This is a genomic window from Alcanivorax sp. S6407 (assembly GCF_023016115.1).
GTDB lineage: Bacteria > Pseudomonadota > Gammaproteobacteria > Pseudomonadales > Alcanivoracaceae > Alcanivorax.
This window is the reverse complement of record NZ_JALKBH010000004.1, coordinates 31,779-54,368: the sequence shown is the minus strand read 5'-3', so window position 1 is coordinate 54,368 and position 22,590 is coordinate 31,779. Positions and strand designations below refer to the sequence as shown.

General features: G+C 60.3%; 18 protein-coding genes. 9 read left to right on the top strand and 9 right to left on the bottom strand.

All coding sequences use genetic code 11. The features are described from left to right. Window positions 1-40: 40 nt before the first annotated feature. Entirely contained in the window at window positions 41-997 is a 957-nt protein-coding gene (gene epmA / locus MWU49_RS10140) for an EF-P lysine aminoacylase EpmA (RefSeq protein ID WP_246971539.1), read from the bottom strand. Between the two features lie 14 nt (window positions 998-1,011). Further along, window positions 1,012-1,581 carry an elongation factor P gene (gene efp / locus MWU49_RS10135; RefSeq protein ID WP_246971537.1) on the bottom strand — a complete coding sequence of 190 codons (570 nt, stop codon included), beginning with the start codon at window positions 1,579-1,581 and terminating at the stop codon, window positions 1,012-1,014. Between the two features lie 47 nt (window positions 1,582-1,628). Here efp and epmB point away from each other — a divergent pair, with 47 nt between their 5' ends. The 3 genes from epmB (at window position 1,629) to MWU49_RS10120 (ending at window position 6,817) form a co-directional block, all read left to right on the top strand. Beyond that, on the top strand, window positions 1,629-2,636 hold the full coding sequence (epmB, locus tag MWU49_RS10130) for an EF-P beta-lysylation protein EpmB (RefSeq protein ID WP_246971534.1): 1,008 nt from the start codon (window positions 1,629-1,631) through the stop codon (window positions 2,634-2,636). A 134-nt stretch (window positions 2,637-2,770) separates the two neighbouring features. Continuing rightward, complete coding sequence (locus MWU49_RS10125) at window positions 2,771-4,534, top strand: hypothetical protein (RefSeq protein ID WP_246971531.1); 1,764 nt, start codon at window positions 2,771-2,773, stop codon at window positions 4,532-4,534. A 195-nt stretch (window positions 4,535-4,729) separates the two neighbouring features. Continuing rightward, window positions 4,730-6,817, top strand: a complete 2,088-nt coding sequence (locus tag MWU49_RS10120) for an EAL domain-containing protein (protein WP_246971529.1) — start codon at window positions 4,730-4,732, stop codon at window positions 6,815-6,817. Between the two features lie 162 nt (window positions 6,818-6,979). Here MWU49_RS10120 and serB read toward each other — a convergent pair whose 3' ends face one another. Next, window positions 6,980-8,215: a phosphoserine phosphatase SerB gene (serB, locus tag MWU49_RS10115; protein ID WP_246971527.1), complete on the bottom strand. Its 1,236-nt coding sequence runs from the start codon at window positions 8,213-8,215 to the stop codon at window positions 6,980-6,982. A gap of 492 nt (window positions 8,216-8,707) precedes the next feature. Here serB and MWU49_RS10110 point away from each other — a divergent pair, with 492 nt between their 5' ends. Beyond that, window positions 8,708-9,910, top strand: a complete 1,203-nt coding sequence (locus MWU49_RS10110; RefSeq protein WP_246971525.1) for a hypothetical protein — start codon at window positions 8,708-8,710, stop codon at window positions 9,908-9,910. Here the strand turns inward: MWU49_RS10110 and MWU49_RS10105 are convergent. After that, entirely contained in the window at window positions 9,856-10,650 is a 795-nt protein-coding gene (locus MWU49_RS10105) for a hypothetical protein (RefSeq protein WP_246971523.1), read from the bottom strand. The two genes, MWU49_RS10110 and MWU49_RS10105, sit on opposite strands and share 55 nt — an antisense overlap. A 144-nt stretch (window positions 10,651-10,794) precedes the next feature. Between MWU49_RS10105 and MWU49_RS10100 the strand changes: the two genes are divergently transcribed. Continuing rightward, on the top strand, window positions 10,795-11,556 hold the full coding sequence (locus MWU49_RS10100; protein WP_246972885.1) for an enoyl-CoA hydratase-related protein: 762 nt from the start codon (window positions 10,795-10,797) through the stop codon (window positions 11,554-11,556). A 251-nt stretch (window positions 11,557-11,807) separates the two neighbouring features. On the opposite strand, the gene MWU49_RS10095 is transcribed toward MWU49_RS10100, so the two are convergent. Then, the gene (locus MWU49_RS10095) at window positions 11,808-12,269 is read right to left on the bottom strand and encodes an NAD(P)H-dependent oxidoreductase (RefSeq protein WP_246971521.1); all 462 of its coding nucleotides are present in this window, start codon (window positions 12,267-12,269) and stop codon (window positions 11,808-11,810) included. A gap of 202 nt (window positions 12,270-12,471) precedes the next feature. On the opposite strand from MWU49_RS10095, the gene MWU49_RS10090 reads away from it, so the two are divergent. Continuing rightward, window positions 12,472-13,206: a hypothetical protein gene (locus MWU49_RS10090; RefSeq protein WP_246971518.1), complete on the top strand. Its 735-nt coding sequence runs from the start codon at window positions 12,472-12,474 to the stop codon at window positions 13,204-13,206. Between the two features lie 132 nt (window positions 13,207-13,338). On the opposite strand, the gene MWU49_RS10085 is transcribed toward MWU49_RS10090, so the two are convergent. Then, window positions 13,339-13,833, bottom strand: a complete 495-nt coding sequence (locus MWU49_RS10085) for an Lrp/AsnC family transcriptional regulator (protein WP_246971515.1) — start codon at window positions 13,831-13,833, stop codon at window positions 13,339-13,341. Between the two features lie 299 nt (window positions 13,834-14,132). Between MWU49_RS10085 and MWU49_RS10080 the strand changes: the two genes are divergently transcribed. After that, on the top strand, window positions 14,133-15,812 hold the full coding sequence (locus tag MWU49_RS10080) for a 2-isopropylmalate synthase (RefSeq protein WP_246971504.1): 1,680 nt from the start codon (window positions 14,133-14,135) through the stop codon (window positions 15,810-15,812). Window positions 15,813-16,016: 204 nt separating this feature from the next. Here MWU49_RS10080 and MWU49_RS10075 read toward each other — a convergent pair whose 3' ends face one another. From MWU49_RS10075 to mtgA, 3 genes are all read right to left on the bottom strand, one after another. Then, window positions 16,017-16,706, bottom strand: a complete 690-nt coding sequence (locus MWU49_RS10075) for a type 1 glutamine amidotransferase (RefSeq protein ID WP_246971501.1) — start codon at window positions 16,704-16,706, stop codon at window positions 16,017-16,019. Between the two features lie 180 nt (window positions 16,707-16,886). Then, window positions 16,887-18,251 (bottom strand): META domain-containing protein, encoded by a 1,365-nt coding sequence (locus MWU49_RS10070; protein ID WP_246971499.1) that lies wholly within the window; start codon window positions 18,249-18,251, stop codon window positions 16,887-16,889. After that, the gene (gene mtgA / locus MWU49_RS10065; RefSeq protein ID WP_246971490.1) at window positions 18,248-19,105 is read right to left on the bottom strand and encodes a monofunctional biosynthetic peptidoglycan transglycosylase; all 858 of its coding nucleotides are present in this window, start codon (window positions 19,103-19,105) and stop codon (window positions 18,248-18,250) included. The genes MWU49_RS10070 and mtgA overlap by 4 nt, the downstream gene beginning before the upstream one ends. Window positions 19,106-19,262: 157 nt before the next feature. Between mtgA and MWU49_RS10060 the strand changes: the two genes are divergently transcribed. Continuing rightward, window positions 19,263-21,431, top strand: a complete 2,169-nt coding sequence (locus MWU49_RS10060; protein ID WP_246971488.1) for an EAL domain-containing protein — start codon at window positions 19,263-19,265, stop codon at window positions 21,429-21,431. 544 nt (window positions 21,432-21,975) lie between these two features. Continuing rightward, a complete protein-coding gene (gene ahpC / locus MWU49_RS10055) occupies window positions 21,976-22,539 on the top strand; it encodes an alkyl hydroperoxide reductase subunit C (protein ID WP_246971486.1) in 564 nt (187 codons plus the stop codon). The last annotated feature ends 51 nt before the right edge of the window (window positions 22,540-22,590 follow it).

The window sequence follows — 22,590 nt, the reverse complement described above, 5'->3', positions numbered from 1 at the left end:
GGATTATGCTTTTCGAAACTCGAAACTCGAAACTCGAAACTCAGGCCCGGTCCCAAGGAAACGCGATGACCTCGTTAATCTTGCCGGTGTCTTGCTTGGCCATCAGCAGTCTTTCCACGCCCATGGCCACGCCGCTGCAGGGGGGGAGGCCGGATTTCATGGCGGCCAGCAGGTAAGGGTCGGCGTCCATGCTGGGCAGGTCGTGCTGTCCTCGCAGGGCGTTGTCCTGCTCGAAGCGGCGTTGTTGTTCTTGCGGGTCGGTGAGTTCCTGGTAGCCGTTGGCGAGCTCCAGGCCGCGATAGTAGATCTCGAAGCGTCGCGCTACTACGGCGCCATCGCGGTCGTCATGGGTCTGTGCCAGAGCGGCGGCCCAGCCGGGGAAATCGCTGACCACGGTGAGCTGGTCGGCGGGCAGGGCGGCTTCCACCCGGGTGGCCATCAGGTAATCCACAGCGGCGGTTTTATCCAGTCCAGTGGGTGCGCCGTGCTGCTCGGCATATTGCACCAGTGCCTCGTCGTCCGCCTTGAGCGGGTCCAGCCCGGTGACGTGATGGAACAGGGCGCGGAAGTGATAGTGCTGGCTGCTGGCGCCGGGGAACAACTCTGCGAACAGGGCCAGGCATTCGCCGACCAGATCCTTGAGCGCAAAGCCCGGCCGGTACCACTCCAGCATGGTGAATTCCGGGTTGTGCCGGCCCCCGGCTTCGCCATCGCGGAACGCCTTGCAGACTTGATAGATAGGCCCGCTGCCCGCGGCCAGAAGCCGCTTCATATGGTATTCCGGGGAGCTTTGCAGATAGCCGTAGCCGGGTACCGGGATGCACTGGATATGAAGGTCGCTGACGCCATGCTGTGCCAGCTGCGGGGTGTCCACTTCCAGCACATCACGCGTCGCAAAAAAAGCGCGCACTGTGCTCATCAGCTCAGCGCGCGCTTTCATGGCCTCCAGGGAGGCGGTGGGCTGCCAGTCATGCATCGGGGTGCTCTCGTCAGGCATCTGGCGTCAGGCGTTTAGCCTTTGATGCGGCCCACGTAATCGCCGGTGCGGGTGTCGACCTTGACGATCTCGCCAGTCTGTACGAACAGCGGTACACGCACCACGGCGCCGGTGGACAGGGTGGCGGGCTTGCCGCCAGTGCCTGCGGTGTCGCCCTTCAGGCCGGGATCGGTTTCCACGATTTCCAGTTCCACGAAGTTGGGTGGGGTTACCGACAGCGGCTCACCGTTATACAGGGTGATCTCGCACACGTCCTCTTCTTTCAGCCACAGCTTGGCGTCGCCCACGGCGGCGTCATCGGCAGCTTTCTGCTCGAAGGAAGTCTGGTCCATGAAGTGCCAGAATTCACCGTCGGAGTACAGGTACTGCATGGACACGTCCATCACGTCGGCGCCTTCCAGGGAGTCGCCAGACTTGAAGGTGCGTTCCCAGACCTTGCCGGATTTCAGGTTGCGCAGCTTCACACGGTTGAACGCCTGGCCCTTGCCCGGCTTCACAAATTCGTTCTCGATAATGGCGCAGGGATCGCCATCGAGCATGACTTTCAAGCCAGACTTGAATTCACTGGTAGAATAGTTGGCCATAAAATTCTCGTTCCAAAGGTTGATGTATGGCGTCACGAAGGCTGGCAATGATACCGCAGGAAAGCGCTGGTTGGGAGTTACCTGACTGGCAGCGCCAGCAGGCCGATCTGATCACTGATCCTGCCGAGCTGCTGGCGCTGCTGGATCTGGATGCCTCGGCGCTGCCCGAGATCCGGGCTGCGGCCCGGGATTTCCCGCTGCGGGTGCCGCGCCGCTATGTCGAGCTGATGGAAAAGGGGAACCCGAATGATCCGCTTCTCAGGCAGGTACTCAGCGTCCCGGCAGAGCTGGAAGCGGTGCCCGGGTATGGTGTCGACCCCTTGGAAGAAGGCGATCACACACCGGTTCCCGGGCTGCTGCACAAGTATCATGGGCGTGCCTTGCTGGTGGTGACCGGTGCCTGTGCGGTGCATTGCCGCTACTGTTTTCGTCGTCACTTCCCCTATCAAAGTCACCTGTCCGGCAAGCGCTGGGACCAGGCTCTAGCCTGGCTGGCGGAGCGCCCGGATATCCACGAAGTGATCCTGAGTGGTGGCGATCCGTTGACCCTGACCAACCGCCGCATCGGGCAGTTGCTGGAGGCGTTGGCGCAGATTCCCCATCTGCGCCGGTTGCGCATCCATTCACGCACCCCGGTGGTGATCCCGGAGCGCCTCGACGAGGAGTTGCTGGCGCTGTTGGCGCAGGATCGTTGGCGCACGGTGCTGGTGTTTCATGCCAATCACCCCCGGGAAATCAGCGCCGCTCTGACCGAACGCGGGCGGCAGTGGCAGCGGGCGGGGGTTACCCTGCTTAACCAGAGCGTGCTGCTGGCGGGGGTGAACGACCGGGTGGAGACCCTGGAGGCTCTGTCCGATCGGCTTCATGAGGCGGCCATTCTTCCCTATTACCTGCACCAGCTGGACAAGGTGGCCGGAGCCGCCCATTTCGCGGTGCCTGACCGGCAGGCGCTGGCGCTGCATCGGCAATTGCGGGGCCGTTTGCCCGGCTTTCTGGTGCCCCGCCTGTCGCGGGAGGAGCCCGGTGAGCCCTCCAAAACGGTTCTGGCTGGCTAACTCATTGATCTGTCAGTCACTTGCCGGCGTTTACACTGCTGTAACGGTGTCGTAAAGTCTTGTGACATAGCACACATAAAAACAGAAGCGAACATCACCGTGAGAGTAGATGCCGCCGAGATAAGGACTTCTTCATGGAGCATGCAGCCCAGTCGGTGCGGCTGAAATTGCCAGAACAGGATTTGCCGCATCTTACCGTTGGCTCGGATCAGCCCAAGAAGCTGCAACAATGGGTCGATGACCTTCCCGTCATGAACATGGGGGAAACGGCACGCCAGTTGTATGAATTTGTGCAGGAACTGAATCGTCTGCAGCTGGATAGCCGTCAGCGTTACCAACTGTTGGAAATCATTCGTCCTTCTATTCTCCATGTCTGCGATTCCCTGCAGAAGCACTACCTCAACCAGTCGCTGGTATTGCCGGAAAAGGCGCGTCGGGTGGCGAGTCTGGCCCAGGCCCTGCAGGGACATCTGGCCAATGGCTACAAGCTGGTGGCGGTGCGTGGCATGCGCAAGATCAAGGACAAGATCGTCCGTCGTGTCGTGGCGACCGCCATTCATCGCGCGATTACGGCCCTGGGTGACACCCTGCTGCGCTGCTATCAGCTTTATTTTTCCTGCCCGCGGCATCTCTGGCTGGAACTGCATCAACTCTATCTGTTGGCCGAAACCAATGATCTGGCCTCCCTCGTCATCCCCGAACAGGATGACAGGGAGTCCACGGTGCAGTCGGCCTATGCCCGCTGCTTGCTGTTATCCACGGCCAAGCCCAACCAGCTTCGCCAGCAGGAACTGGCTCTGGTTTACCGGGCAGCCGAGGACTGGGCGAATCTGGTGGCGATCCGTGAAGCCAGCAGCAGCGATGACCTGTTCGTATTCGACTTGCAGGCGGACCGCCCGCCGATCTATCGCACCCATGCTTCCCAGGTGAATGAGGGCTGGCGCTATATCGATTCCCTGCGTCTGGTGGAGGCCATGGCGGCCTGTCGCCGTGATCCCGAGAATCAGACGCTGTCCTTCCCCAAGGGCATGGATGACGCCCTGCTGGATCACCTTCAGCAAGTATGGGGGGCACTGACCGAGCGGGCCTTCAAGCGGGTTGAGGAAACCGGCGAAATCGAGCTTTGCTTCGGGCTGGTGGGCGTACACTACTTCCTGTCGGGCCGCACGCCGTTTGAAGCCATGGTGGAGCGGGGTACCAGAAAGCCGTCTGGCGACGGCGGCAGCAACCGCTTTCTGAACAACATCAGCGTGTCCGATCAGCACAAGCAGGACCAGGCGGATCCCTGGGCCAAGGCCTACGAGACGCTGCCGGGCGAAGCCATCAACATGGATAGCGTGGCCGGGCCTGCCCGCACCGAAATCAAGCTGCCCGAGAGCTATCATTGCCAGAAGGTCAATGCCAGTCCCGGCGGCTATTGTCTGTCCTGGCAGGGCAATACCCCCAGCCTGTTGCGCACCGGTGAATTGCTGGCGGTGCGCGACCAGACCCACGCCCAGTGGATGCTGGCGGTGATTCGCTGGGTCACCCAGCTGCCCAACCACGGGGCCAAATTTGGAGTGGAGCTGCTTGCTCCCGGTGGCCGCCCGGTGGCCGCCCGGGCGTTGCGCAAGCAGGGCACTGATAGTGACTACATGCGCGCCATTCTGCTGCCCGAGCTGGCCGCCGTTGGTCAGCCTGCCACCCTGTTGCTGCCTACAGTCGGGTTTAACGAGGGGGTCAAGGTGGAACTGGTTGAGGGTGGGGAACCCTCTCGCGTACAGTTGTTGCGTCGGGTGCAGGGGATGTCCGGATTCAGCCAGTACCCGTTCCGGGATCTGACGACACCTGAACCGGTGAAGCCGCTGTCGCCGAATGAAGATGATGACGAGCTGGATTCGATCTGGTCCAGCCTGTGATCCCCGGCTGTGAGGGCATGGCTCTTGCAGCAGCTACCGCGTTGGCGGTCTGTAAACTGATTGATATGGCTTGCCGGGGGAACCGGCAACTCTTCAGGATATGGAGTGGCACATGGCGCCCGGAGCGCATGTGTGGCTTTACTGTGCGTTTGTGATGACAGGGTCGTCAGGCACAATAGCAACCATGATTGAATTGTGAGTAGTGAATCAATGAGCTATGCCCTGGATAACTTGCGTCTGCTGATCGCCCATGACTCTCAGGATGAGGCCGAACAGCTGATGAATGCACTGCGTAACGCAGGCAGGGCGACCCGGGCTCACCTGGCGCTGGGCGAAGATGATCTGCTGCGTGCGCTGAAGAGTGGCTCCTGGGAGCTGATGCTGTGTCGCCCCAAATTTGGCGATGGCACCTTCGAAAGTGCTGTCGCGCATCTGAATCGGCTGGGCAAGGCTATCCCGGTTATTCTGCTGGAAGATGAGTTCTCCACCGCCACGGTCAAGAAAGGCATGAGCATGGGCGCCCGTGCTGTGGCACCGGCGGATGATCGTGAGTTGATCTCCATGATGGTGGACCGGCTCACGGAGTTCCTGCGCCTGCGCAAGGAGCTGCAGAATTCCGAGATCGTTCGTCACGATGCCGAGAAACGTCTTTCCCTGCTCATGGATCAGAGCCGTGATGCCATCGCCTATGTGCTTGATGGCATGCATATCCATGCCAATGACAACTATGTGGAGATGTTCGGTTACGAGGATGCCGATGATCTGGCCGGGGTGCCGATCATGGACATGGTCTCCGCTGCGGATCACGACAAGCTCAAGAACCTGCTGCGCAGCCGCGCCCAGGATGAAAGCCAGACTCAGGAGCTGGAGTGCAAGGGCGTCAACACCGATGGCAGCGAGTTCGATGCCACCTTTACCTTTTCGCCCAGTACCTACGATGGCGAAGCATGCACCCAGATCGTGATTCGCGCCTCCGGGGTGGATCAAAGCGAGATCGAAGCGCGTCTGCGCGAGATGAGTGAAAAGGATCAGGTCACCGGCCTGTTCAGCCGTCAGTGGTTCATGGATCGACTGGATGATGCAGTGGCGGCGGCGGCGCGACAAAGCCAGCTGTCCGCAGTGCTGTATCTGCGCCTGGATGATTTTGAGCAGCACAAGTCTTCCCTTGGGATTGAAGGGGCAGACGAGATACTGCGAGCCGTCGCGGACTGGCTTGCGGACAAGGCGAGCGAGGCATCTCTTGCCCGGGTGGACGGGGAAGACTTTGCCCTGTTATTGCCGGTGGAAGATACCGAAGCGGCTGGGGCATTGGCAGAGAAGCTGCGAGAGGGAATTGAAGGCCTGATGCCGGAAGTATCGGCACGTACCGTGCAGGTCACTGCCAGCGTCGGGGTCGCCTTCATTCGTGAGGATGCCCGCAATAGTCAGGATTCACTGACCACGGCCCTGAAGTGCTGTAACCAGGCCCAGCGTGCCAACGACGGCAAGGGTAATAGCGTCAAGACTCATGATCCCATGGATGATGTGGCGGCGGGCTCCAGTGAGGCCATCGCCATGCAGCTGCGCCAGGCACTGGAAAAGGGTGGTTTCAAACTCCACTACCAGCCGTTGATGAATCTGGAAGATGAGAGCGATCACCTGTTCGAGGTGTTTGTCAGCCTGCCCCAGAAAGAGGGCGATGTGCTGGAAGCCAAGGACTTCATCCCGGTAGCGGCCCAGGAAGGCATGGGCGGCAAGATTGATCGCTGGGTGGTGCTCAACGGCATGCGTGCTGCGGCCGCCCTGGGGCAGCCGGTGAAGATGCTGTTCAACATCAATGGTAGCTCACTGGCCGATGCGGGACTGGCAGACTGGATGCTCAAGGCCATGAAGGCAGCGAAGATGGAAGGGCGTAATGTCTACTTCCAGTTTTCCGAGGCGGACGCCACCAACTATCTCAAACAGGCCGCCCTGTTTGCCCAGAAAGTGCAGGCGGCCGGCTGCAAGGTCTCCATCAGCCGCTTCGGTGGCGGCCTGGATCCGTTCAAGCTGTTCGAACATATCCCGGCCAGCATGGTGAAATTCGAAGGCTCCTTCACCGAAGAACTGTCCAAGCCGGAAGGCCGTGCCCGTCTCGCTGAAATCGTCAAACAGGTCAGCGAAGGTGGCCGCACCACCGTGGTCGGCTTCGTGGAATCCGCCGCCCAGATGCAGGCCCTGTGGACTCTCGGTGGCGTCAACTACCTGCAAGGCTACTACCTGCAACCGCCGATGGATGTTTTGCAGATCCCTGAAACAGCGTAAAAGGCAGTGAACAGTTAACAGTGAATAGTTAACAGTTCGCGAATAGCGACTGTTGGTATTCAACAATGCAAGAGGCCGCGCCCCAGGATTGGAGCGCGGCCTCTTGCGTTTGGAACAAGACAGATCAAAACCGCGTCGCTGTTAACTATTCACTGTTAACTATTAACTGCTCTTGAGAAGTTCCGCCTGATCCTTGTCCCGCACGCCAATCAGATAGAGGATGCCGTCCAGGCCAAGGGTAGAGATGGCTTGTTCGGCGTTTTGTTTGACCAGGGGTTTGGCGCGGAAGGCGATGCCGAGGCCGGCTTCGCCGAGCATGGGCAGGTCGTTGGCGCCGTCGCCTACGGCGATGGTCTGTTCCAGGCTGATGCCTTCCTGGGCGGCGATTTCCTTGAGCAGGTCCGCCTTGCGCTGGCCGTTGACGATCTGCCCGACCACCCGGCCGGTGACCTTGCCGTCTTCAATTTCCAACTCGTTGGCGTGCACGTAATCAATGCCCAGCAGATCCTGCAGCCAGTGGCCAAACCAGGTGAAGCCGCCGGACAGGATAGCGGTGCGGTAGCCCAAGGCGCGCAGGGTGCTGACCAGGCGCTGGGCGCCTTCGGTGAGCTGGATGCGTTCACGCACCCGCTCCAGGGCGCCTTCGTCCAGTCCCTTGAGCAGAGCCACCCGGGCGGAGAAGCTCTCGTTGAAATCCAGCTCGCCGCGCATGGCGCGTTCGGTGATTTCTGCCACCTGTTCGCCCACCCCGGCTTCCACTGCCAGCTCGTCGATCACCTCGGAACGGATCAGGGTGGAATCCATATCGAACACTACCAGACGCCGGTTGCGGCGGAAGGCGCTGTCACGCTGGAAGGCAATGTCCATGTTCTGATCGTTGGCGATGGCCAGGAAGGCGGCGCGCATGGCTTCCGCATCGCGGGGTTCACCGCGCACGGAAATCTCGATACAGGCGCGGCTGTCCTGATCGCTGCTTTCGCCTTCCAGATGCACCCGGCCGGAGAGGCGGGTGATGCTGTCGATGTTGAGATCGTTGTCGGCCACGGTGGCGGTCACATCGGCCAGCTGGTGGGCAGTGATCTTGCGCGCCAGCAGGGTAATGATGTGGCGGTCCTTGCCCTGGCCAGCGACCCACTCTTCATAGCGGTCTTCGTCGATGGGGCGGAAGCGCACATTGATATTCAGCTTGTGGGCTTCGAACAGCACGTCCTTGAGTACCGCGGAGGAGTCCGCGTCCTGCGGAGTTTCCACCAGGATCCCCAGTGACAGGGTGTCGTGGATCACGGCCTGGCCGATATCGAGGATATTCAGGCGGTAACGGGCCAGAATCCGGGTGAAAGCGGCCGTCAGGCCGGGACGGTCATTGCCGGAAACCTGAATCAGGATGATCTCGCGCACGCAGGGGCTCCAGGAGCAGAATTCAAACGAACGGAAGCCGCAGCTCCCCGAAAACCGCGTAAGAGTAGCAGATATTGGGATGTTGAAGAACGCTGGAGACATCACGAGGCATTCCAGAGCCTCTGGCATGAATCGCTGTAGGAGCCTGCCTGCAGGCGATCCGAGCCTAAGCGAGGTAAGGATTCCAGAAACGAGTGACGAGTAACGAGTCTCGAAAACCTGAAAACCGCAATATTGCGGAGTGTTTTGATCTTCGAAACTCGGTACTCGTAACTCGCCCCTCATGCCTCGCCAAGGCTCGGATCGCTTGCAGGCAGGTTATTCGCTGCGCTCACCCTTCGGCTGCTAACTCCGTTGTACTCCGGTTCCTTCAGCGGGGTATAGAGGAGGCCTTTTTGCATCCGGCATCCGGCATGTCTACACAGTCAAGGCATCCCGGCCAACTCACGGTATACTCCGGGCCAGAGAATAAAACCAAACGGATAACTCCCTATGTCCCTGTGGGAACAATGGCGTCCATGGATTGGCCGTCAGCAGACCCTGTTGCGTGAATTGATTCTGATGCTGCTGGCCATGCTGGTGGTGGGGATCTATTTCCTTGAGCACTATTCCTCCAGCCTGGAGCAGGAGCGTGAAGTGCAGCTCAAGGCGCTGGCCGAGCAGACCGCTCGTCGCGCTGCCGAGGCGCTGGCCAGTGAGGATTCCATCAGTATCAACCTGATCGGTCGTGAAACCGTGGCGCTGGCGCCGGTGGCCGGGGTGCGCTTTCTCAACCCGGCCCAGGTGCAGGTGGGGATCACCGGGGTGAATGAATCCGACCTGTTGGTGACCGTGCCGGTGGCCCTGCCGGATGGCGAACTGGCAGGCACCCTGACGTTGCTGGGCGACAACAGCGAAGCGCCGCGACAGAACATCGAGGCCGGGTTTGTACTGGCGGTACTGTGCGTATTGCTGCTGCGGCTGGCGGTGACCCTGGTGCGCGAGCGGCTGGTGTCGCCGGCCCCGGAGCCTGCTCCGGCGCCAATGGAAGTGCCGTCGGCGCCCGTTCCTGAGTTGGTGGTAGCACCTGCGACAGCAGTATCCCCGGAACGGCCGGCGCCGCCCATCGATCCTGAGCGTGTCCAGGCCCAGTTGCGCCTGAGCATCGTCAACTTCGAGGCCATCCGCCAGCGCTACACCGAGCAGGCCGTGGACGAGGTGCTGGCGGACTATCAGCGCCTGCTGGACAAGGCGGTAGCCATTTACGGTGGCCAGGTCAGTCAGCCGATTGGTCGCCAGGCCGGCGCCGTGTTCTGTCAGCTGCCGGTGTCCCAGGCGGCTTTCGCGGCGCTTTGTTCCGGGTTGTTGTTCCTGCGGGTGGTGCGCCTGCAGGCACCGCTGCGCAAACAGCAGGGCAAGGTGCCGCTGGAATTCAAGGCGCTGATGACCACCGACAAGGATGAAGAGGAAGCCTGGTCCCTGTGTCTGGCCGGGGTGCCTGGCCGGCTGCAGGTGCCGGAATCCCAGCTGGCCAGTACAGAACTGGATGTGAAGGCGCTCTACCAGCCCGACCGTGCCCAGGTGGCCGTGGCCGGGGATCACAAGGTGCGGTTACAGCCGGTGGAGCAGCTGGCCCATCGCTACCAGACCCTGCTGCGGACTCAGGCGGAAACGCTGGTGTCGGAAGAGGAAGGCGGCTCCGGGCCGAACAGATAGCGGTTCATGGCGGCGGCGATGGCCCTGGGCAGTTCCGGTATCCCGGTGTTACCGAACAGACGGTTGAATTCCAGAATGTAGGGGTGGCCATCGACCATGGCCACATCAAAACCGGCGTGGTTGATATCCAGGTAATGGGCCAGACCGGATACCAGTGACAATGCCGTCTCCGGCACCGGCAGGTCGGTGCGTACCCGGCCTCCCTGGCTGACATTGTTGAGGAAGCCGGAGCCTTCGCGCCAGTAGCTGGCGACAATCTCGTCACCCACCACCACGATGCGCAGATCGCGGACGATAGGCAGCAGTTTCTGCACATACAACACTGCTTCCCGCTCTGCGTAGTCCAGTAACTGTTGCTTGTTCTCGATCAGGAAAACGCCCATCCCCTGGCTGGATTTCACCGATTTGCCGACAAACGGAAACGTCCACTGATCCAGTATCTGACTGATGCCATAGCGGTCAGATGAGGTGATCATGGTCTCGGGCACATGTTCCGGGCAGGCGGTTTGCAGGGCGCGGGTCATCTCCACCTTGTCATGGCCAAGATGGTAACTGCTCAGGCTGGGGAAAATACGCTTCTTGAGCACGTAATGCAGGCTGTTGATCTGCCAGTAGGCGGGGAATAGCAGCCAGTCTGCTTCAGCCAGTTCCTCGCGGTGCTGATGCATGTGCTCAGGCTTGATATAGCGGACCCCCGGGGTCCCCAGGGTGCGAAAAGGATCGAAGGTGATCAGCTTCACAGGCGCAATCTCAGAATAGGTGCGCTGTTTTAATCCACTTTGACTGAACGGTCAATCGGCGGATGACGTGATTGGCTCTTGGCAGAGGGCCAGCGGCCCGCTAGCCTTGCCCGATTACATAATTACGGGAGAGCTGTCGTGACGATGCCGACACTGGAAAGTGGCCTGATTCTGGTCAAGAACACCGAATCGGTGATGGAAATCAGCCTGAACCGTCCGGACAAACTGAATGCCCTGACGGCGGCCATGTACTGGGATCTGGTCAAGCTGCTGAAGGCGGCGGAAGAAAGTGATGATATCCGCGTGGTGCTGTTTACTGGCGAGGGCAAGTCCTTCAGTGCAGGTAATGACCTGATGGACTTTCTCAATGCCGCACCGGGAGAGCCACCGGCCGCTGCGGCCTTTATCGATGCCATCCACGAGTTCCCGAAAGTGATGGTGGGTGCGGTTCAGGGTAATGCCGTGGGTGTGGGCACCACCATGCTGCTGCACATGGATCTGGTAGTGGCCTCGGAAGACGCCAAGTTTGTGACTCCCTTCGCCGATCTGGGCGCGGTGCCGGAAGCCGGTTCTGCCAAGCTGATGCCGGCCTGGATGGGCTACCAGCGTGCCGCCCGCATGCTGCTGCTGTGCGAACCGTTCAGCGCGGCCCAGGCCCTGGAATCAGGCCTGATTGCCGAGGTGGTCAAGCGCGAAGAGCTGGAAGCCACCGCCCGCCGCTGGGCTGTCACCCTGGCCAAAAAGCCACCCCGCGCCCTGCGTGAAAGCAAACGCCTTATGCGCGAAGCCATCAACAAGCCGCTGCACGAAGTGGTCAAGGAAGATCTGGCGTTGTTCGGTGAGTTGCTGCAAGGCGACGAAGCCAAGGCCGTCATCGCGGCCATGGTGAGCAAGAGCAAAGGCTAAAAGCAGTTACAAGCTTCAAGCTGCAAGCTACAAGTCGCGGATTGGGATGTCAGGTGCTGAGGTGGTGGTGGCCGCGCTCGAACGTGGGCAACGCAAATCTTGGTCTCTGTGTTTTGTAGGGTGGAAATTGGCGTGAGCCGATTTCCGCCCTACGGTTCGCCTCCCAATTTCGGCCCTGGTGCGCGGGCAGTGCATATCCGCGTCTACCCGCCCATAACCGCGCCTTGTAGCTTGAGGCTTGCAGCTTGAAGCTAAATAACCCCCGCATCCAGCCCCGCGGCCAGATACATCCCCAGCTCCTCAACTTGTCCCTCGAAGACTTCCTGCCAGTCGCCGCGCAGTACCAGCGGATCCTGTACCCAGTTCCAGCGTAGCCCGGTGACGATGGTTTCCACACCGCGGCGGGTGCCGGTGCCGTCGTGGCCGGCGCGGATGTAGAGCGCACAGGGCAGGCCCTGTTTTTCTTCCAGCACCGGATAGTAGGTGCGATCGAAAAAATCCTTCAGCGCGCCGCTCATGTAGCCAAGGTTTTCCGTGGTGCCGAGCAGGATGGCATCGCACGCCATCACATCCTCGGGACCTGCCTCCAGCGGCGCCTTCACCGTCACGGTCACGTTCTCGATATCTTCATGCCCCGCTCCGCGGGCCGCCGCTTCGCACAGTTTCAGGGTGTTGGGGGAGGGCGCGTGGGCGACGATCAGCAGATGTTTCATGTCGGCCGGTGCTCCTTTCTGTGCCTGATACCGGGAGTATGGGTCCTCCAGCATAACCGATGAGCGGTAGGGCTGCTCTGTGAAAGGGATCCCGGATTGGGGGCTCGGGTTCTGGCAAAAAGGGGGAAGGGAAGGAAGTCGCCGGCATCGTATTCACCCGACGTGTCGGCCAATAACAATGACAAACCCATCCGGGGGAACCATGGACAAGAAATATGTTGTCAGCCTGTCGGTATTAATTCTCGCAGGTAGCGCCCTGCTGGCTGAACCGGCTCTGGCTGGCCCTGGCAGTACGTTGCTACCGGCGGCATTTGAATCATTCTGGGTCAAGCTGGCCCTGTCCGGAATGGTGGCGGTCTGCCTGTCGCTGGCGTTCATGACTGTGCTACAGCATAAAAAGTCAGAACAACGGGCCCGGCAGGATTTGCGCTACATGGCTACGTTCTTTGGCAAGTTCGAATGGCTCAGGCTTCAGGACCGTGCACTGGACTGCTTTCAGCGTTTCCATTCCGGCAGGGAAGGTGAAGACTTGTCCAGGGGGGCTGGCTGGATGACCTCCTCGTACCGCCAAAGCCGGCAGATGGCGAGCCTCGACAAACAGCAGGAGAGTGGGTTTGTACATGTCTGCAATATCAGGGCGATCAAGGCGATCCGCCCGCTGTTTTTTGAGCACCGCAATGCTTGCGGTGAACACGAGCAGTCGCTGGTCGTCATCAGCATTACCGCCAACATGCAGGATTATCTGCTGCAGCGGGACACCGGCAAGGTGGCCAGGGGCAGCCAGCGATTCCGGGAGGTGGAGAGCGTCTGGTCCTTCACCATGGAAGGGGGCGAATGGAAGGTCTCTGGCATTGATGACCACCGGGCCTCGCTGGCTTATGCGAAGCGCATGAAGGGGCTGCCTGCCATCGAGCGGACGCTGCTCCAGCCTCAGTAGCCGCAGCCATGAAACCGCCATTGGTGGCGGAATAGAGGCGTGCCGGGTCGCGAGAAGCGAGTTTCGAAATCAAACCCTGAAGACGGTATTGTTTGACGGTTTTCGACACTCGTGACTCGCGCCTCACGCATTTCACGCCTCCACATAATTCAACGGCAGCGCCGCCGTATCCACCACCCTTCGCATCACAAAGCTGGAATGCACCCCGCTGACCCCTTCGATGCGGGTGATCTGGTTGAGCAGAAAATGCTGGTAGGCGTCGATGTCCGGCACCACCACCTTCAACAGGTAATCTGCGTCCTGCCCGGTCACCAGATAGCACTGCTGCACTTCCGGGAAGCTGGCCACCTTTTCCTCGAAGTTGGCGAAGCGCTCCGGGGTGTGGCGGTCCATGCTGATCTGGATCATCACAGTCAGGTCCAGCCCCAGCTTGCGGGCGTCCAGGACGGTTTCCCGTTTGATGATGATGCCGGCCGCTTCCAGCTTCTGAACCCGCCGTGAGCAGGGGGAGGGCGACAGGCCCACCGCCTCGGCAAGCTGCTGGTTACTCAGGCCACCATTGCCCTGCAAGGCTTCCAGGATTCGCAGGTCAGTACGATCCAGTTTTGCCAGTTCGGAGCTGCTCATGGACGATTTCTCCCGGAAATGGATTTTTTACGCAATAATATTGCTCATAAAGCCGAAAACGGATGAATAAAGCAAGCACATTGCGCGGCTGGAACCGTAAAGTATCTCTCGTAGGGCGACGACGCAGACAGCCACAAGCTGGACGCCTCTCCTTGCCGCTACCAGCGCCTACCGGTGCCCTGATCGAAACCCAAGATCACATTGAACGCCAGACGCTAGACGCCAAATGCCAGACGCGTAACCCGCTCGGCTTTCTAGCGTCAGGCGTCCAGCATCGAGCGTCCAGCGAGGAACCTTCCATGAGCTTTGATCACACCAAGTACCAGCCATTTCCTGTTATCGACAAGCCCAACCGTCGTTGGCCTGGCCAGCGTATCGAGAAAGCCCCGCTGTGGGCGGCGGTGGACCTGCGCGATGGCAACCAGGCGCTGATCAAGCCCATGTCCGTGGCCCAGAAGCGTGAGTTCTTCCAGATGCTGGTGGAGTTGGGCTTCAAGGAAATCGAGGTGGGGTTCCCGTCTGCCAGCCAGATCGATTTCGACTTCTGCCGCGCCTTGATTGAAGAAGACCTGGTACCCGATGACGTACACATCCAGGTGCTCACCCAGGCCCGGGAAGACCTGATTGCCCGTACCTTCGAATCCTTGAAGGGGGCAAAGAACGCGATTGTGCATATCTACAATGCCACCTCGCCCACTTTCCGCGAGCAGGTGTTCAATGTGGACAAGGACGGCTGCAAGGCCATTGCCGTGCGCGCCGCCGAATGGGTGCGTGATTATGCCGCGCAGCAACCGGAGACCCACTGGAGCTTCCAGTATTCCCCGGAAACGTTCAGCGCCACCGAGACCGATTTCGCCATCGAAGTGATCGATGCAGTGAATGCGGTGTGGCGTCCGGATCAGGGCCAGCGGGTGATCATCAACCTGCCGGCCACCGTGGAAGTGAGCACGCCCAATGTGTTCGCCGACCAGGTGGAGCTGGTCCATGAAAACATCCAGTACCGTGATGACGTGATCATCAGTGTGCACACCCACGATGATCGTGGTTGTGGTGTGGCTGCCGCCGAGATGGCCGTGATGGCGGGGGCAGACCGTGTCGAAGGCACCTTGCTCGGCAACGGCGAACGCACCGGCAATATGGATCTGGTGACTGCCGGGATGAATCTTTACAGCCAGGGCATTGATCCACAGATCGATTTCTCGCGCATGAAGGAAATCGTCGCCCTGGTGGAAAAAATTACCGACATCCAGACCCATCCGCGTCACCCCTACGCCGGTGATCTGGTGTTCAGCGCCTTCTCCGGTAGCCACCAGGATGCGATTCGCAAATGCCTGGCTCGCTACAACGAAGGTGATGCCTGGAATGTGGCTTACCTGCCCATCGATCCGGCTGACGTTGGTCGCCGTTACGAGGAAGTGGTGCGTATCAATTCCCAGTCTGGCAAGGGCGGTGTCGCCCATGTGCTGGAGCGGGATTTTGGCATCGATCTGCCGCGCTGGTTGCAGCAGGAGCTGGCCAAAGTAGTACAACAGGATGCCGAGGAAGATGGTGGTGAAATCACCAGCGAGCGGGTACACCGTCGTTTCAACAGCGACTACCTGAATGTGCCCATGGGCTGGACGCTGCGCTCCTATGACCTGAACCGCAGTAACGATCAGGTGCAGGCGCAGATCAGCATTGGTGACGACAGCCAGACCGTGACCCTGTTGTCCGGCCGCGGTGATGGTGCCATGTCGGCGCTGGTAGAAGCGCTCAATCGACAGATCGGCAACGAGGTGAAGGTGTTGTCCTTCGATGAGTATTCGCTGGGTGACAACACTGCAGCCAATGCCATGGCCTGTGTGCGGGTGCAGGTGGGTGATGTCGAGCAAAGCGCGGTAGCGACCGCCAACGACACCACCGGTGCCGCCTTGCAGGCGATCTTGTCTGCTGTTGGGCGGGTGGATAAAGGCAGTGAACAGTTAACAGTGAATAGTTAACAGCGAACCCCCTCGCGGCGTCCTGGTTGTCTTTCTGTGGGAGCTTGCCTGCAAGCGAATTCGGTTACCCCCTTCGCTTGCAAGCAAGTTATTCGCTTCGCTCACCCCTTCGGGGCCGCACTGCGTGCGTTACTCCGCTGCGCTACGTTCCGACAGTTTTGATTTTCGAAACTCGTCTCTCGTTACTCGCTCCTCGACACTGCCTTACCCTATAAACTGCGCCAGCACCCTTCCCAGCAGATTCCTGGCATCGTCGAATCGCTGCCCATTGCCCAGCAATCGGTGCTTGTCCTCCACCCATTCCCCTTCCGCCAGATCCTCCGGACAGGCGTCGCACAACGCTGCGGCGTTGTCGGCTTCCAGTTCCAGATGAAACTGTAACGCCAGCACATGATCGCCATAGCGAAATGCCTGGTTTGCGCAGCCGCGACTTTCCAACAGGTGCACGGCGCCGTTGGGGATCGCGAAGGTGTCGCCATGCCAGTGGAGGACCGTGGCCTGGGGGGCAAACAGTTTGCCGATGCTGTCCTGGAGTCCTGCTGTGGTGGGATGAACCGGGAACCAGCCTACTTCTTTTTCCGCGTTGGCAGTCACTTCCGCACCCAGTACCCGGGCGATCAGCTGGGCACCCAGACAGACGCCAAGCACTTTCTTGCCGGCGCCGATGCAGGCCTTGATCAGCGCCTTTTCCGCGGCCATCCAGGGGAATTGGGCATCATCATCGGCCCCCATGGGGCCTCCCATCACCACCAGCACATCAAAATCGTCCAGCGCTGGCAGCGGATCTCCCTGGAACAGCAGGGAGTGGCGAATCTCCATATCCCGCTGCACAAACCACGCCTCCATGGCGCCCAGCTGCTCAAATGGGACATGGGAAAGGTAATGAATGCGCATGGAAATCCCTTCCTCAAAATGCAGCTACAAGTTTCAAGCTACAAGCTAAAACACGGATTGGTGGCGGGGTTGATTCATCGCCGTGCCCGCGCACCAATGTTTATTGTTCGCGGGCACGGCGAGTCCGATCGCAAAGGCCTTCCCCGCGTTGCAGCTTGAAGCTTGTAGCTTGCTTCTGCCTTATAGATACAGCGCCTGAAAGCTGGCCACTGCCTGGTCTTCTTCATCGAACAACGTCAGCAGCTCGCCGTCGATACGATAGCGATTGCTGTTGCTCAGGGCCTGATGGAAGGCCTGTTCGGTCTCCATGGCCGGGCAGGCCATCTTGGTGCTGGCCAGCGGCTGGAAGCGCAGTGAATCGCCTTCCTGCTGATAGCCCCCCTGGAAACTGTTGCAGCCGCCATTGCCGCGGGCCTGTTCAGCAGTGAAGGTCAGATAAGGTGTTTGGCTCCCTTCAGGCAGCGCCACCGCCTCATCGGCGAGATGGCTGAGCACCCAGCGGGTATTGGTCAGCTCGGCGGAGGGAATCTGACAATCCCGGAAACTGCCCACTGCATCCAGCGAATAGCTTTCCACTGCCACGGCGGCCTGGGTGGTGCCTTCCTGCTCACCGGGGATCTTGCGACGCACGCCGCTGACGGTGGCAATCCGTGGTTGCTGGGGGTAGGCCATGTCCTGGCGGATATCGTTCACCAGTGCCTTGCCTTGCGGGCCAGAGACCTGCAGTCGCTGATCGCTGTTGCAGAGGATGAAAACCGGGGTTTGTTGCTGCCAGATGAGCGCGCCGCGCAGGGTCTCGCTGTCACTCATCACTGGATCCAGCGGCAGGGTGATGTTCTCGAATCCCTGCTCATTGCGACTCAGGTCCGCCAGCGCTGACTGATAGAAAATGCCGCCTCCGGCGAGAATCTGGCTGCTGATCTGGTAGGGCTGATCCGCGTCAACGGCATCTGCCGGGTAGTAGAGACGGAATGGGTAGTGGCTGTCATTGCCGTTCAGGCGAATGACGCGACGCAGCACCACATCTCCGGCGGAGAACAGGGTTACCGTGAGAACCGCCTGTTGGGGCAGATCGGCCCCTTCCGGCAACTGCACCTGTCCGCCCAGGTAGCCCACTGCACTGCTGTCACGCTGGAATGTGCCGCTGAAAAGGGGAGTGCTGTCGGCGTTCAGGGTCTCCTGTTCGGAGCCGTCTTCCGGCTCAGGGGTGGCGGCACCGGGCAGCGCGCTCAGGTCCAGGGAATTGTCTTCCAGTGTGCCGGCCAGAGACTGCTGTTCGATGCTCAGTGCGTTACTGTCCAGGTAGCGGAAGGTGAACTGGTTGCCTTGCTGCTCCCAGCTGAGCCCCTGGCGCAGAGCGTCACTGGGCAGATAGAAGTCGCCATTACTCTCCAGTACCAGCACCTGCTGATCCTTTACCCACACGCCGCTTAGCGGATTGTCGCTACTGGCCTGGGTGGCCGGCGCGGAGGCGTCCGGCTCACTGTCACCACAGCCGGACAGGGCCAGGGCGGCAGAAAGAAGAATCAGGGCATACTGCTTCATTGCGGGGTTCCTTGTTCGGGCAATGCGGGGGCGTTGCTGTCGTTATTGTTGTCGCTCACGGCGGGTTCAGCCTGTGCTGCGGTGGCTGTGGCCGTCTCGGCGTCGGCCGCGTCAGGTAAGGCCTTGTCGGCTGTGCCGGAGGTGTCGGTTATCGCCAGCGGCGGTAACGGTACCTCAGTGGGGTCGGGGATGGCTACCAGACGCATCTGGCCGACAATCCATTGGGTCCGCTCGGTGACGTAGTCAGAGGGGCCGCGAAAGTCATACTCGTTGGGTCTGGGCAGAATCGCGGCCAGCCGGGCGGCCTGCTCGGGGCTTAGTTCAGCAGCGCTGACGCTGAAATAATGCTGTGCCGCGGCCTCGGCACCGTAGATCTGGTGCCCCCATTGGGCCACGTTCAGGTACAACTCGAGGATACGGCGCTTGCTCAGGCCGGTTTCCAGCATCAGTGCAATCACGGCCTCCTTGCCCTTGCGCAGATAGGAGCGATCGCCGGAAAGGTAGAGATTCTTGGCCAGTTGCTGGGTAATGGTGGAGCCTCCGGCCACCGGTTTGCCGGCTTCCAGATTGCGTTTCAGGGCATAGCGGATACCGGGCCAGTCAAAGCCGCCATGGCGAATGAACTGGGCATCCTCGGAGATCAGTACGGCCCGTTTCAGATAGTCGCTGATCTGGTCGTAATCCCGCCACTCGTAGTGCACCGTGCCCTGGGCCTGGGCCCGGGACATGTAGGCGCTGTGCTCCGGATTATGGCTCTGCAGGCGCAATACCTGGCCCAGATACCAGAGCGGATAAAGGGCCGCCAACATGGCTAGTAGCGCCAGCAGCTTGAGCAGTCGTCGTCGAAACGTCATCGTGGATTCGGAATCAGACCGAAGAACTCCATACTTTAGTGGAATAACAGGCCCCAATTGTCGGCGAAAGTTCCATTCTTGTCAGGTGATGCTGGCCGATGGGTGTACACTGACGAAAGAATGCCCGAAACAACTATAAAACCACTGGATGGTCATCATGGGGATTTCGCTGTTCGTGGCACTGGCCGCGGGAGCCTTGCTGTTATTCTTCTGGTATCGCGATACCAGGAGGGCCCCGCAGCAGCCCGATTGTGACGATGACTGCTACCGCCTTGCCATGAACCATACCGGCGTCGGTATGGCCATGCTGTCTGCCGATGGCAGCTGGCAGAAGTGCAACCCCGCCATGAGCCAGCTATGTGGTGCCCCGCCTGAAACCCTCTTCCTGCAACCGTTTACTGCCCTGTTTCACCCTGAAGACATTGCCGAACTCTCGCTGCCCGGAGAGGGCCAGGTCTGCCGCCGGGAAGTGCGTCTGCAGCGTCATGGTGGCTGGCAGTGGGTGAGACTCAACCTCACCGGTATCGAGGGCGGCAAGGGCTGCCTGTTGATGGAACTGGAATCTACCCAGGAAACCCACGATGCGCAGGCCGATCTGCTGGAAAAGCAGGGGCGTTTGGCAAGGGAATCCGAGCATTTGCGCGTCACCCTGGATGCCATTGCCGATGCGGTGCTGGCCACCGATGAGAGCGGCCTGATTACCTTCATGAACCCGGTGGCGGAATCGCTGACAGGCTGGGTGGAGCAGCAGGCGGTGGGGCGGCCTGTGGATGAGGTGTTTGAGCTGGTAGACGAAGATACCGGGGTGCGTCTGGATAGCCCGGTCAGCGCTGCTCTGGAGGGGCTTGAGGTCTGTTTTCTGCGTGAAGGTATCCGCCTGCGCAGCCTGGATGGCAACCTCTATGAAATTCAGGACTCGGCGTCACCGCTGCGGGCCGATGATGGCCGTCTGGTGGGGGCGGTGGTGGTCTTCCGTGACATCACCAGCAGCCGGGCCATGAAGAAGGCGCTGGATTTCCAGGCCACCCATGATGCACTCACCGGGCTGACTAACCGGCGCGGCTTTGAACTGGCCTTGCAGGGGGCGCTTACCGAAGAAGGGCGCGAGAGCAGTATCCTCTGCTTCATTAATCTGGATCGCTTCAAGGTGGTCAATGATACCGCCGGCCATGTGGCCGGGGATGCCCTGCTGCGTGAGTGCGCCGGGGTGATAGGCCAGCAGATCCGTGATGATGACGTGCTGGCGCGGCTGGGTGGCGACGAATTTGGCCTGCTGCTGCGCCATTGCCCGGTGGAGCGGGCCCGCCTGATCGCCGAACGTTTGATTGAAGCGCTGGATGCCATCCGCTTCGACTGGGAAGAGGCGGTCTACAACATCGGTGCCAGCATCGGGCTGGTGGAACTGGAAGATGGTGCCTCCTCGGTGGAGGAGGCCATGAGTCGTGCCGATGTGGCCTGTTACACCGCCAAGCATCGAGGACGTGGGCAGGTGGTGGTGTATACCGCTGAAGACAGCGATGCTTCACGCCGCCATCTGGAATTGCAGATGGCCGCCAGCCTGCGTGAATCCCTGGAGGCGGACCGGTTCGAGCTGTATGTGCAGGAAATCCGTGCGCTGGTGGAAGGGGATCCCGGCCACTATGAGGTGTTGCTGCGTCTGCGTGGCCGCGAAGGTGAGGTGATCAGCCCGGGGGCCTTTATCCCGGCAGCGGAACGCTACCAGATGATGCCCCATATCGACCGCTGGGTGTTGCGCCAGCTGCTGCTGGTCCGTGGTGAAGAGCTGGCTGCCATCAGTGGCCTCAATCTGGCGATCAACCTGTCGGCCACCACCCTGGATGATCCGGGTTTCCCGAACTATCTGGCCGGGTTGCTGGAAGAGACGCCACTGGCGGCCGAGCGACTGACCTTCGAAATTACCGAAACCACGGTGGTAAACCAGATGGGATCGGTGAGTGATGTTCTGATCTGGCTGCGGGAGCAGGGCTGCAAGGTGGCACTGGATGATTTCGGCAGTGGTTTCAGTTCATTCAACTACCTCAAGCACTTCAAGGTGGATTACCTCAAGATCGACGGCAGCTTCGTGCGCAACCTGCTGCGTTCCAGTGTGGATCACACCATCGTGGAATCCATCAACGAAGTGGCGCACCGCCTGAATATCCAGACGGTAGCGGAATTCGTGGAAGACATGGCCCTGATTCCCCTGCTGCGGGAAACCGGGGTGGACTACGTGCAAGGCTACGCCATCGGCCGCCCGGAACCCCTGGACACCCTGTTCAAACGCCGCCACCACCTGGCCCCCAGCGCCCACCCACCACTGCATTGAGCACGCGCATCAGCGTATCCACGAAGCCGCTGTAGGAGCGAGCCTGCTCGCGATCCGAGCCCAAGCGAGGTAAGGATTCCAGAAACGCAGGGCGATCAGGTCTCTCCGGTCTCGACACCACTTCAAACAATCACCTCGCTTCGGTCGCCTCGCTGCGCGAGGTTCGCACCTCAAGATGTGCTCCTACAGGTGTATGAACCTCGGCACTGCCCATTGTCGCACCCGTGCCCACTGTGGGAGCGGTGGTTCCACCGCGAAGGCCCCGTGGTCGCCCCCGCAGGGCATAGCAAACGACCACTCCTGCAAGGCCTTTAGGCCCCCCCCCCCAGCGCGGGGCCGCAACGCCAGACCCTCTCTCCATGCCTGTCCCCGTGTTGCAGCTTGAGGCTTGAAGCTTGTAGCCGCCCCCCATGTCAGCGCCATGAAATCGTCATTAGGCATTCCCTATCGCCACCATAAAGACTTTCAAATTTACCAATGAGTAGCTTTTTCGCATTCTAGGCGTCGCACAAGCAAACAAGCCAACCTAGGGAGTCTTAACGACATGGCACAGATCAATAGCGAGATCCAACCGTTCAACGCCACCGCATTCAAGCAGGGCGAGTTTGTAGAGATCTCTGAAGCAGACGTGAAAGGCAAGTGGGCCATCTTCTTCTTCTACCCGGCCGACTTCACTTTCGTTTGCCCCACCGAGCTGGGCGACGTGGCTGACAAGTACGAAGAGCTGCAGCAGATGGGCGTAGAAGTGTTCTCTGTGTCCACCGACACCCACTTCACCCACAAGGCATGGCACGACACTTCCGACACCATCGGCAAGATCAACTACTACATGGTGGGCGATCAGACCGGCACCATCACCAACAACTTCGGTGTGATGCGTGAAGGTCAGGGTCTGGCAGACCGCGCTACCTTCCTGATCGATCCGGATGGCGTGATCCAGGCCATGGAAATCACTGCCGAAGGTATTGGCCGTGACGCCGACGACCTGATGCGCAAAGTGAAAGCGGCCCAGTACGTTCGCAACCACCCCGGCGAAGTATGCCCGGCCAAGTGGAAAGAAGGCGAAGCCACTCTGGCTCCCTCCCTGGACCTGGTCGGCAAGATCTAAGCCCGACTCCGGTCTGCTGCTCCGGCAGGATCGCCGGGGCAGCACCCCCAA